Annotated in this window: 10 protein-coding genes; all 10 read right to left on the bottom strand. The window is 70.2% G+C overall.

Annotated elements, in window-relative coordinates:
* A complete protein-coding gene (mltG, locus tag KVA01_RS03565) occupies positions 1–1,212 on the bottom strand; it encodes an endolytic transglycosylase MltG (protein WP_141268940.1) in 1,212 nt (403 codons plus the stop codon).
* An 80-nt stretch (positions 1,213–1,292) separates the two neighbouring features.
* Positions 1,293–1,790, bottom strand: a complete 498-nt coding sequence (gene ruvX / locus KVA01_RS03560) for a Holliday junction resolvase RuvX (protein WP_141268938.1) — start codon at positions 1,788–1,790, stop codon at positions 1,293–1,295.
* Positions 1,790–4,477: an alanine--tRNA ligase gene (gene alaS, locus KVA01_RS03555; protein WP_141268936.1), complete on the bottom strand. Its 2,688-nt coding sequence runs from the start codon at positions 4,475–4,477 to the stop codon at positions 1,790–1,792. The genes ruvX and alaS overlap by 1 nt, the downstream gene beginning before the upstream one ends.
* Positions 4,478–4,945, bottom strand: coding sequence for a hypothetical protein (locus tag KVA01_RS03550; RefSeq protein WP_068467522.1), 468 nt, complete (start codon positions 4,943–4,945; stop codon positions 4,478–4,480).
* A 3-nt stretch (positions 4,946–4,948) separates the two neighbouring features.
* A complete protein-coding gene (locus KVA01_RS13200) occupies positions 4,949–5,527 on the bottom strand; it encodes a DUF948 domain-containing protein (protein ID WP_082810206.1) in 579 nt (192 codons plus the stop codon).
* A gap of 190 nt (positions 5,528–5,717) precedes the next feature.
* Positions 5,718–6,359: a 30S ribosomal protein S4 gene (rpsD, locus tag KVA01_RS03540; RefSeq protein WP_068467519.1), complete on the bottom strand. Its 642-nt coding sequence runs from the start codon at positions 6,357–6,359 to the stop codon at positions 5,718–5,720.
* A gap of 219 nt (positions 6,360–6,578) precedes the next feature.
* Positions 6,579–8,099 (bottom strand): glycerol kinase GlpK, encoded by a 1,521-nt coding sequence (glpK, locus tag KVA01_RS03535; protein WP_068467516.1) that lies wholly within the window; start codon positions 8,097–8,099, stop codon positions 6,579–6,581.
* Between the two features lie 47 nt (positions 8,100–8,146).
* Positions 8,147–8,896 (bottom strand): MIP/aquaporin family protein, encoded by a 750-nt coding sequence (locus KVA01_RS03530; RefSeq protein ID WP_141268934.1) that lies wholly within the window; start codon positions 8,894–8,896, stop codon positions 8,147–8,149.
* Between the two features lie 64 nt (positions 8,897–8,960).
* Positions 8,961–10,691: a glycerol-3-phosphate dehydrogenase/oxidase gene (locus KVA01_RS03525; RefSeq protein ID WP_141268932.1), complete on the bottom strand. Its 1,731-nt coding sequence runs from the start codon at positions 10,689–10,691 to the stop codon at positions 8,961–8,963.
* Between the two features lie 133 nt (positions 10,692–10,824).
* Positions 10,825–12,321: a replication-associated recombination protein A gene (locus tag KVA01_RS03520; protein WP_233438741.1), complete on the bottom strand. Its 1,497-nt coding sequence runs from the start codon at positions 12,319–12,321 to the stop codon at positions 10,825–10,827.
* Between the last annotated feature and the right edge of the window lie 17 nt (positions 12,322–12,338).

Here is a 12,338-nt window from a genome sequence, read left to right as displayed (position 1 = left end):
TCAGGAGCACTTGCCGTCGTTGTCCGAGCACCACTTCTGGTACTGCTCCACGTACTTCTGGTGCTCCTCGTACGTCTTCGCGAACTTGGTCTCACCCGTGTCCAGGTTGACCGTGACCCAGTAGTAGTAGTCGTTCTTCTCGGGCTTCGCAGCGGCCGCGATGGCCTCGTCGCTCGGGGAGCCGATCGGGCCCACCGGCAGACCGGGGTTCGCGTACGTGTTGTACGGGTTGGACTTGTCCTTCTTCTCCTCGTCCGTGAGGTGCACGGTCTTCTTGCCCAGGCCGTAGGTCACGGAGGCGTCCGACTGGATGAACCCGCTCGTCTCGCCGTCCGGGTTGTTGATGCGGTTCTCGATCGCACCGGCCACGGACGGGTAGATCTTGGGCGTGCCCTCGAACTCCACGATCGAGCCGATGGTCAGCACCTCGAACCACTTGTCCTCGGGGACGTCGTTCTTCTTCAGCGTGTCCTTGGTGCGGTCCACCATCTCCTGCAGGATCTGCTCGGCGGTCGCGTCCAGCGGGAAGCGGTACTCACCGGGGTGCAGCCAGCCCTCGAGGTTGGGGAACTTGTCCGGGATGCCGAACTTCTCCTTGTCCTTGGAGAGCTTCTCGAAGTCGGTTTTCGCGATCCCCGTGGACTGGCTCAGCGTGGTGAAGGTGTCGTCCATGCGCTGGGTCTTAGCGATCGCCGCGTAGTGGTTGGCCTCGTCGCGCTCCATGAGCGCGCTGACCACGTCGTCCGCCGGCATGTGCGTCTTCAGCTGGTAGGTGCCCGGCTGGATGAAGTCCTCCGGGTAGCGCTTCTGGAACGTCTTGACGAAGTAGGAGGCGTTGGCCACGATCTCCTGGGACTGCAGCTCCTCGGCGATCTGACCGGTGGTGCTGCCGTCCTCCACGGAGAAGCTCACGTCCTTGTCACCCGAACCGTGGTAGTCCTTGCGCTCGAAGAGACCGAACGCGGAGCCCAGCACGGCGACGACCACGAGCAGGGCCGCGACGAACAGTGCGACGGCCGTGGCCAGGGAGGCGCGCGAGCGGAGCTTGCGGCGCTTGCGCTGCTCCGGGGTCACGTCGTGGTGGACGAACGAACCCGCCAGGGTGGAGGCGGCGTCCCCGTCGTGGGACGTGGCAGAGCTCCGGTCCTCACGGTGGCGCCAGTGGTCGGACGCGCCGCCCCCGGTGCCGTTGCCTCGCGGCTCATCGCTCACGAATTGTCTCCGTCCGCCGTTCTGGTGGTGTGGTGGTGGGCCGTTCCGGACGGATCAAGCCCGGACGACCACGATAGCGCTCAGGGTCGGCCCTGGACGGGATCTCCTGGTTCCGTCCCGGTGCGCAGCCCCTGCTCGACGGCCGTCTGCAGGAACGTCACGGCCGCCGCCTGGTCAACCCTGTCCATGTGGTGGCGCCGCGAGACCCCGGAGTCCAGCAGCGCCCGGTGACCGGCCACCGTGGACAGGCGCTCGTCCACCAGGCGCACCGCCGTGGTGCACCCCCGTGAGCCTAACCGACGAACGAGCGCCGCGGCGTAATCGCGCGCCATCGCGGTGGAGCGGTTCTCCGCGCCGCCGAGGCTCAGGGGCAGGCCTACGTAGACGGTGACCACGTCCCGCTCCTCGCACAGGCGGGTGATGATCTTCACATCGAAAGCCTTGCGGGGGTTGGTGTCACGCTGCAGGGTCTGGTGCGGCGTGGCGAGGACGCAGTCGGGGTCGGTCAGGGCGATGCCCACCCTGACCTGGCCCACGTCCACGCCCATGCGCACGCCGCGCTCGAACCCCTCCGGCATCAGACCGCCGTGCTCAGGATCTGCTCCCGGATCGCCTCGAGGGCCGCACCGATCTTCGATCGGTCCGAGCCGCCACCCTGGGCGACGTCCGGCTTGCCGCCGCCACCGCCGCCGAGGGTCGTGGCGGCCGTGCGCACGAGCTGGCCGGCCGCGAGACCGGCCTCGCGGGCGGCGTCGTTGACGGCGACGACGACGAGCGGGCGCGCGTTGGCCACGCCCGTCACCGCGACGACGGCCGCCTCCGAGCCGAGGCGCGAGCGCAGGTCCAGGGCGAGGGTGCGCAGGGCGTCCGCCGAGTCGATCTCACCGGCGTCGTGCAGCACGGCGGTCACCGCGCCCACGCGCTCGGCCTGCTGCGCGAGCTGCCCGGCCTGCGCCTGGAGCTGCTGCTGACGCAGGGCCGCGAGCTGGCGCTCGGTCTCCTTGAGCTTCTCGAGCGTGGCGGACAGCCGCTCGGGCAGCTCGGCGCTGGACTGCACCTTCAGCATCCCCGTCAGCTGGTTCACGAGCGTGCGCTCGGCGGCCAGGTGGTTGAACGAGTTCAGTCCCACGAGCGCCTCCACGCGCCGGTTGCCCGAGCCCACGGACTGCTCCGACACCAGCGAGAGCGAGCCGAGCTGGGACGTGGAGCCCACGTGGGTGCCGCCGCACAGCTCGCGGGACCACGGGCCGTTCATCTCGACCACGCGCACCTGCTCGCCGTACTTCTCGCCGAACAGGGACATCGCGCCCATCTTCTTGGCCTCGGCCAGGGGCATCTCCCGGGTGACGACCTCGAAGTCGTCTCGGATGGCGGTGTTGGCGATCTGCTCGATCTCCTGCAGCTGCTGCGGCGTGACGGCCTCCCCGTGCGAGAAGTCGAAGCGCAGGTAGCCCTCCTTGTTGAAGGAGCCGCGCTGGACCGCGTCCGGGCCCAGGACGTCGTGCAGGGCCGCGTGCACCACGTGGGTGCCGGAGTGGGCGGCCTCGCCGTCGTGACGACGCCGCGAGTCCACGCGCGCGGTGACCTCGTCACCCACGACCACCTGGCCCGCGGTGACCTTCACGCGGTGCACGGAGAGGCCCTTCACGGGCTGCTGGACGTCCTCCACCGTGAGGGTGAGACCGTCGTTGTTCTCGATCACGCCCACGTCGGCGGCCTGGCCACCGGCTTCGGCGTAGAACGGGGTGCGCTCGAGCACGACCTCCACGTTCTCGCCCTGGCTCGCGGCGGGCACGGAGACGCCGTCGGAGAGGATGGCCCGCACGGTGGTGGGCGTGACGAGCTCGGTGTAGCCGGTGAACTCGCTGCCGTGCTCGTCGAGCATGCGGCGCAGCTCCGAGAGGTCCGCCAGCGCACCCTTCTTGGCGCGGGCGTCCTCCTGGGCGCGGTGGCGCTGCTCGGCCATGAGCTCGCGGAAGGCCTTCTCGTCCACGCTCACCCCGGCCTCGCCGGCCATCTCGAGCGTGAGGTCGATCGGGAAGCCGAACGTGTCGTGCAGCGCGAACGCGTCCGCGCCGCTCAGGGAGCGGTGCTCGCCCTTGGCCACGGCCACGGCGCTCTCCAGGCGAGTGGTGCCGGACTCGATGGTCTTTAGGAACGCCCGCTCCTCCGCGTAGGCGATCCGGGAGATCCGCTCGAAGTCCTCGGAGACCACGGGGTAGACGCCCTCCATGGCGTCGCGGGACTCCGGCAGCAGCACGGGCAGGCAGGGCTCGGTGACGCCCAGCAGGCGCATGGCGCGCACCGCACGGCGCAGCAGCCGGCGCAGGATGTAGCCGCGGCCCTCGTTGCCCGGGGTCACCCCGTCCGCAATGAGCATCAGCGAGGAACGGACGTGGTCCGCGACCACGCGCATCCGGACGTCGTCCTCGTAGCCCGGCTCTCCCGGCCTCTCGGAGCCGCGGTACTCGCGGCCCGAGAGCTTCGCGGCGGCGTCGAGCACGGGACGCACCTGGTCCGTCTCGTAGAAGTTCTCCACGCCCTGCAGCAGCATGGCCAGGCGCTCCACGCCCAGGCCGGTGTCGATGTTCTTCTTGGGCAGCTCGCCCAGGATCTCGTAGTCCTTGCCGTTGCCCTCGCCGCGCTGGTACTGCATGAACACGAGGTTCCAGATCTCGATGTAGCGGTCATCGTCCACCGCCGGGCCGCCGTCCCTGCCGTAGCGGGGACCGCGGTCGTAGAAGATCTCGGAGTCGGGGCCCGCGGGACCGGGCTGGCCGGTGTCCCAGTAGTTCTCGTCGCGGCCCATGCGCTGGATCCGCTCGGCGGGCAGGCCCACGGTGTCGTGCCACAGGTCGTAGGACTCCTGGTCCCCCTCGTAGACCGTGACCCACAGCCGTTCGGGGTCCAGGCCGAAGCCGCCATCCTCGGGGGACGAGGTCAGCAGCTCCCACGCCATGGGGATCGCCTGCGACTTGAAGTAGTCGCCGAAGGAGAAGTTGCCCGCCATCTGGAAGAACGTGCCGTGCCGGGCCGTCTTGCCCACCTCGTCGATGTCCAGGGTGCGGATGCACTTCTGCACGGACGTGGCGCGCGAGTAGGGCGGCGTCTCCTGACCCAGGAAGTACGGGATGAAGGGCACCATGCCGGCGATGGTGAACATGGCCCCGGGCTGCTGCGACACCAGGGACGCCGAGGGGACCACGTGGTGGCCCTTCGCCTCGAAGTAGCTCAGCCAGCGCTGGGTGATCTCATGAGAGAGCATTTACCGCTCGTTTCCTTCCGAAGGGTCATGGTCGATGATGCGCTCCCGCGCGGACGTCGCGTCCGTCACGGGCTCGTGGTGTGCGACGGCGGGCCACGGCGACGCCGCGGGGGCCGCCGTCTGCTCGCCGGGATGGTTCGCGGTGTGGTCCACGGGGGCGCGCACGCCGAACTGTTCGCGCAGCTCGGATTCCCGCTCGTCCATGCCCGCGCGCACGCGGGCCGTGAACAGCTGCAGGCGGCGGACCCCGGCGCGCACGACGTCGAGGGGTCCGGACGCCTCCCGGCGCTCGACGCCGCGGGGGCCGCGGTTCACGACGGCGCCCTCCCCCGGTGCGGGTGCCACCTCCGGGTGGGTGAGCCGACGCCCCACGGCCTCACGGGCGGCGGGGTCGGACGCGACACGGGTGGCCACCCCGCCGGCGAGGGCACCGGCGGCGAGCAGGGCGAGTTTGGACCAGACTCCCATGCGTCAGCCCCTGGGTTCCGTGGGGCGGTCGGAGTCCGTCCAGGGGTCCTCGGTGCCACCGGTTCCGCGGGCGGTGCTCGGCCGCGGATCTGCTCCGGCGGAACGCGCAGCTCCGGGAGTCCCCGCCTGCTGGGAACCGTACGCGGTGCTCGCGGCGGACGTCGGGCCGGTCGCAGGGCCCGCGCCGGCGGCGGAGCCGGCGGACGGGGCAGTGCCCTGACCACCCGGCGTCGGGCCCGTGGCGGGCGTGAAGGCGCGGCGAAGACCGTGCGAGAACGCGGCCACCTTGATGAGGGGCTGTCCCACGGTGGAGGCCACGAGCGAGGACAGCGCGGAGACGTTCGCGGAGGCGTCCGAGACGTTGGACGTGATCCCGTCCACCTTCTCCAGCTGCGTGTTCGTGGTGGACACGGTGCGGGTGACCTCGTCGATCAACGGCGTGGTGCCGTCGTTGACGGAGCGGATGGTCAGCCGCAGCTCGTCGAAGACCCTGCCGAGCTTCACGATGGGCAGCGCCAGCAGGCCCACCAGCACCGCGAAGACGAACGCGGCGATCAGTCCGGCGATGTCGCCACCGTCCATGGGGGATCACTTCTTCCGTACGAGCGAGGTCAATGTTCTCGGTGCGGCGTGCAACGCCGACCGACTGGCAACTCTACCCAACAACCCGGGGCGAACGGCGCAGCCGGGCCAGGATGCGGAACAGCCCGCGACCGGGGCCGCGGGCTGTTCCAGTGCCACCTCCGTGGGAGGCGGCGGGGTACACGGACGGTCAGGCCATCCGGGCGTAGTACTCGACCACGAGCTGCTCCTCGCAGGTCACGGGGACCTCGGAGCGCTTGGGCTTGCGCGTGAGCGTGGCCTGCAGACGGTCGATCGTCACGTCCAGGTACGGCGGGGTGTCCGGCAGGACATCCTGGTTCGCGCCGGTCGCGGCGATCTGGAACGGCACCATCTTCTCGGAGCGCGGGTGCACGTGGACCATCTGGCCCGGGCGCACGCGGAACGAGGGACGGTCCACGCGCTGGCCGTCCACCATGATGTGGCGGTGGACGACGGCCTGACGCGCGGCGGCCATGGTGCGGACGAAGCCCGCACGCAGGACCAGGGCGTCCAGACGGGTCTCGAGCAGAGCGATGAGGTTCTCACCGGTCTGGCCCTCGACGCGCTTGGCCTCGACGTAGGCGCGGTGCATCTGCTTCTCGCGGATGTTGTACTGCGCGCGCAGCCGCTGCTTCTCGGTCAGACGGACCTTGTAGTCCGAGTCCTGCTTGCGGCGGGCACGGCCGTGCTCACCGGGAGCGTACGGGCGGCGCTCGAAGTACTTCTCGGCCTTGGGCGTCAGGGCGATGCCGAGGGCACGAGACTTGCGCACCTGACGGCGCGCACGAACACTGTTGGAGCTGTTGGACACGTAATGCCTTTCATGCGGTTCGACGGCGTACGGGCGGGGCCCGCGTTCCGTTCTGGGTGGTACTGGCCTCCGGCGCGGAAATCGGTTCCCACGGGAGAGGTGCGGATCAGCCGCAATCCGACGGACCTAGCGTGCGCGTGGCCGCCCGTGCCGGTGAGGGTTCACCGGGCGCGGGCAGACGGCAGCACACGTGCCAGCCAACGGTCCACTATAGCGGAGTCAGTCGACGTCCTGGTCCACCCAGTCCAGGGACTTGGTCACAGCCTTGGACCAGTTGCGGAACAGCTTGTCCTCGTACTCGCGGTCACCCGCCGGCTCCCAGCGCTTGTCCTCGGCCCAGTTCGCGGTGATCTCGTCCAGGTCCGCCCAGAAGCCGACGGCGAGCCCGGCCGCGTAGGCGGCACCCAGGGCGGTCGTCTCGGTGACCTCCGGACGGATGACGGGAACGTCCAGCTGGTCCGCCTGGAACTGCATGAGCAGCTCGTTAGCCGTCATGCCGCCGTCCACGCGCAGCTCCGTGAGGTCCTGCTGGGAGTCCTTGTTCATGGCCCCCACGACCTCGCGGGACTGGAACGCCGTGGCCTCCAGCACCGCGCGGGCGATGTGCTCCTTGCGCACGTAGCGCGTGAGGCCCACGAGCGCACCGCGCGCGTCCGGGCGCCAGTGGGGTGCGAACAGACCGGAGAAGGCCGGCACGAAGTACGCACCGCCGTTGTCCTCGACCGCGCGCGCCAGGGGCTCGATCTCCTTGGCGTCCTGGATCAGCCCCAGGTTGTCGCGCACCCACTGCACCAGCGAGCCCGTGACGGCGATGGAGCCCTCGAGCGCGTAGACCGGCTTCTGGCCCTCGATCTGGAAGCAGACCGTGGTGATCAGACCGTGCTCGGAGCGCACCGGGGTCTCCCCCACGTTCATGAGCAGGAAGCTGCCGGTGCCGTAGGTGTTCTTGCCCATGCCGGGCTCGAAGCAGGTCTGGCCGAACATGGCCGCCTGCTGGTCGCCCAGGATGCCGGCGATCGGCACACCCTTGAGGAACCCGCGGGCACGGCCCTTGCCGTAGACCTCGCTGCTGCACCGGATCTCCGGGAGCATGGAGGTGGGGATGCCCATGGTCTCGCACAGCTCCTCGTTCCAGTCGAGGGTGTCGATGTTCATGAGCAGGGTGCGCGAGGCATTGGTCACGTCCGTGACGTGCACGCCGTCCTCGCTGCCGCCGGTCATGTTCCACACGAGCCAGCTGTCGGTGGTGCCGAAGAGCAGGTCGCCGGCCTCCGCGCGCTCACGGGCACCCTCCACGTTGTCGAGGATCCACTTGACCTTGGGCCCGGCGAAGTAGCTCGCGAGCGGCAGGCCGGTGAGGTTGCGGAACTTCTCGTCCCCGCCGTCCTTCGCGAACTCGTCCACGATGTCCTGCGTGCGGGTGTCCTGCCACACGATGGCGTTGTAGACGGGCTCGCCCGTGTTCTTGTCCCACACGACGGTGGTCTCGCGCTGGTTGGTGATGCCCACGGCGGCGAGATCGTCCTTGGTGAGCTCGGTCTCCGCCAGGGCGTCCGCGACGCAGCGGCGCGTGTTGCGCCAGATCTCCTGGGCATCGTGCTCGACCCACCCCGCGCGGGGGAAGATCTGCTCGTGCTCGTACTGTCCCACGCCCACGATGGTGCCCTTGTGGTCGAAGACGATGGCGCGGGTACTCGTGGTGCCCTGGTCGATCGCCATCACGTGCTGGGGTTCTGCCATGTCTGACTCCTTCGTCAAAAGTGTGCTGCTGCCGGGATGGATGTGGTTCAGCCGACCACGAGGGCGGCCACGCCCGCGAGCGCACCGCCCACGAGCGGGCCGAGGACCGGGACCCAGCTGTAGGACCAGTCGCTGGACTGCTTGTTGGGGATGGGCAGCAGCGCGTGCGCGATGCGCGGGCTGAGGTCACGGGCGGGGTTGATCGCGTAGCCGGTGGGGCCGCCCAGGCTGGCTCCGATGGCGACGACGAGCATGGCCACCGCGAGCGGGCCGAGCTGGCTGGGAGTCTCGCCGAAGACGAGGATCACGTACACGAGCACGAACGTGGCGATGACCTCGGTCACGAAGTTCCAGCCGTAGCTGCGGATCTCGGGCCCGGTGGAGAAGACGCTGAGGGTCGAGAGGCCGTCCTGGCCGGCGGCGTCGAAGTGCTTCTTGTACGCGAGCCAGCACACGAGGGCGCCCACGAATCCTCCCAGGAACTGGGCCACGAGGTACACCACGGTGCTCGAGGGACTGATGGCGACACCATCCGCGTACTCGGCCTTGCCCTGGGCGAGCATGCCGATGGTCACGGCCGGGTTCAGGTGTGCCCCCGACGCGTGGGCCACGTAGACGCCCGAGAAGACGGCCAGGCCCCAGCCGAAGCTGATCAGCAGCCAGTCCGCGCCGTTGCCCTTGGTGCGGGGCAGCACCACGTTGGCCACCACCCCGCAGCCCAGGAGCACCAGCACGGCCGTGCCGAACGCCTCCGACATGAACACGGTGGACAGGGCCACCTCGGTTACTTCATTCACTGCACCCTCCATTGGGTGTTCGGGCGTTCGGGTGCCCGGGAGACGCCCGGGCCCGAGACCTGAGTCAGCCCCGCTGCTGCGGGTACGGGTTGCCGGCGCCCTCGCGCAGCTTCTGCGCGGTGTCCTCGTCGTCCTCCTCGAGGGCCGCCTGCTCGGCGCGGCGCATCGCTTCGTAGAGCTCCACCTGACGCGTGCGCTCGGCCTCGTCCCAGCCGAGGACGTCGCCCATGATCCGCGCGATCTCCGGGGCGGCACCGAGTCCGCCGGCACGCTGCTCGTAGTTCAGGTGGGTGCGGCGGCACATCACGTCCTCGAGGTCCAGGGCACCCTCGTGGGTCGCGGCGCGCTGGATCTCGATCTTGAGGTACTGCTCCGCGCCCGGCACCGGCTCGCCCAGCTCGGGCTGGTCCGCCACGGTGTCGAGCATCTCCAGGGTCTCGTCCCCGTAGCGGTTCAGCAGGCGCTCGATCACCACCTGCTCGATGCCGGTGCGCGCGGCCAGGTGCTCGGACTGGTTCATCAGTCCGGACCAGCCCTGGGCACCCAGCAGGGCCACGTGCTCGGTGATGGACGGGTTCTCCTTGGCGAACTTCTTGCCGAAGGCGGCGTCCACCGCATCCTTGCCCATCACCCGGTAGGTGGTGAGCTTGCCGCCGGCGATGGTAAACAGGCCGGGCGCGGCCTCCACCACGGAGTGCTCACGGGAGATCTTGGTGGACGGGGTGGTCTCGCCCTTCGTGCCCGGCTGCACGAGCGGGCGCAGACCCGCCCAGGTGCCGATGACGTCGTCCATCGTCAGCGGGTCGCGCAGGATCTTGTTGGCGTGCTCGAGGACGTACTCGACGTCCGAGCGGGTGGCCGTGGGGGTCGCGAGGTCCCGTTCGTACGGGGTGTCGGTGGTGCCGATGACCCAGTAGTTGTCCCAGGGGATGATGAACAGCACGGACTTCTCCGTCTGCAGGATGATGCCGGTGGAGCCGTCCAGGCGCTCCTTGGGGACCACGATGTGGATGCCCTTGGACGCCAGCACCTTCAACCCGGTCTCGGACTCGGCGAGGTCCTGGACGGGCTCGGTCCACACGCCGGCGGCGGAGATCACGACCTTGGCGCGCACCTCACGGGTCTCCCCCGTGGTGAGGTCCTCGATGTGGGCTCCCACCACACGGCCGGAGTCGTCACGGATGAGGTTGCGGGCCGCGGCACGGTTGGCGGCGAGCGCCCCGTAGCGCTGCGCGGTGCGCACGAGGTCAAGGGTCAGGCGGGCGTCGTCCACGCGGCCGTCCCAGTAGGCGATGGCCCCCACGGCGGCGTCGTCGCGCATGGCCGGGAAGGTCCTGCGCACGCCCGCGGCGCTGAGGTGGCGCTGGATGGGCAGGGACTCGGCCTTGGCCCCCACGTGCGCCAGCGTGTCGTACATGCCGATGCCCGTGGCCACGAAGGGTCGCTCCCACCCCTTGTGGGTCAGGGGGTACATGAACTGGATGGGCTTCACCAGGTGCGGGGCGAGCCGGTGCATGAGCAGGTCGCGTTCCTTCAGCGCCTCCGCCACGAGGGCGAAGTTCAGCTGCATCAGGTAGCGCAGGCCGCCGTGGACCAGCTTGGACGAGCGCGAGGAGGTGCCCTCCGCCCAGTCCTGCGCGTCAATGATCGCGGTGGAGAGGCCGCGGGTGGCGGCGTCCAGCGCGATCCCCGCGCCGGTGATGCCGCCGCCGATGACCAGGACGTCCACGGGGTGATCCGCCATGGCCTGGAGGTCGTTGCTGCGCTGCTGGGCGTTCAGAGAGGTCAGAGGCATGGTTGCCACTCCTGCCTACCGGCGGGTAGCCGGTGGTTGTTCCGGGTCATATCCCACGATAGTCGGCGGAGGCAGTGCTGTGGGACACCCCGGGGTGCGCACCCGGAACAATCACGGAACGGCGTCCGGTGGATCACGCCTGTTCGCCGGTCCCGCGCACCATGGAGCGCAGGATCTCGAGGCGCTTGGCCACGTTCTTCTCGTGGCCGAACTGCGTGGGCCGGTAGTAGTCGCGTCCCACGAGCTCGTCCGGCGGGTACTGCTGCGTGGCCACGGCGTGCGGTGTGTCGTGGGCGTAGACGTAGTGCTTGCCGTGGCCCAGCTCCGCGGCCCCCGGGTAGTGGGCGTCGCGCAGGTGCGGTGGCACGGGACCCGCTCCCCCGGCGCGGACGTCCGCGATCGCCCGGTTCAGAGCCATGTAGGAGGCGTTGGATTTCGGAGCGGTGGCCAGGTGCACGACCGCCTGCGCGAGCGGGATCCTGCCCTCCGGCATGCCGATCAGCTGCACCGCCTGCGCCGCGGCGATCGCCGTCTGCAGCGCCGTGGGATCCGCCATGCCGATGTCCTCCGAGGCGGAGATGATGAGCCGGCGGGCGATGAACCGCGGGTCCTCCCCCGCCTCGATCATGCGCGCCAGGTAGTGCACTGCCGCGTCCACGTCCGAGCCGCGGATGGACTTGATGAACGCGCTGACCACGTCGTAGTGCTGGTCACCGTTCCTGTCGTAGCGCACCGCGGCACGGTTGACCGCCTCCTCGGCGTCCGCGAGGGTCACGGTGGGCGGGCCGGCGGCCGACGACGTGGCGTCGGCCTTGCTGTCGGCGTCCCCGGCGTCGTGCTCCCCGGCGCGTTCGTCGGCGTCCTCGCCGTTGCCGTCGCTGCCGCCGTGCGAGAGTGCCACCCCCGCCGCGGCCTCGAGCGAGGTCAGGGCCTTGCGCGCGTCGCCCCCGGCCACGTCCAGCAGGTGCTCGCGGGCCTCCGGGGCGAGCCGGATGGCGGCGTCGAGGCCGCGGGGATCCACGACGGCGCGGTCGAGCAGCTCGCCGATATCCTCGCGCTCGAGCGGCTGCAGCGTGAGCAGCAGCGACCGCGAGAGCAGCGGGGAGATCACGGAGAAGGACGGGTTCTCGGTGGTCGCCGCCACCAGGATCACCCACCCGTTCTCCACACCGGGCAGCAGCGCGTCCTGCTGGGCCTTGGTGAAGCGGTGGATCTCGTCCAGGAAGAGCACCGTGGTGCGGCCGTGCAAGTCCCGCGCGGTCAGGGCCTCGTCCATGACGCGCCGGACGTCCTTGACCCCGGCGGTCACCGCGGAGAGCTCCACGAACGTGGTGTCGTGCCCGCGCGCGATCACGTGGGCGATGGTCGTCTTGCCCGTGCCGGGCGGGCCCCACAGGATCACCGACGACGGCGCCGCGGGACCGGTCAGGCCCGTCACCAGGGCGCGCAGCGGGGAGCCCGTGCGCAGCAGGTGCTTCTGGCCCACCACCTGGTCGAGGGTGCGGGGTCGCATCCGCACGGCGAGGGGCGCTCGGGAGCGACCGCGACGGCCGCTGCCGTCCGCGACGGGCTCAGTGGCGGCACCGGCACCGTGCGCGGGGTCAGGGAGGTCGAACAGCGAGTCACTCACGGCACGACCCTACGCGG

This window comes from Kocuria varians, from assembly GCF_006539885.1.
Classification (GTDB): domain Bacteria; phylum Actinomycetota; class Actinomycetes; order Actinomycetales; family Micrococcaceae; genus Kocuria; species Kocuria varians.
The sequence above is the reverse complement of the archived record's forward strand: the minus strand, read 5'-3'. Positions and strand labels throughout refer to the sequence as shown.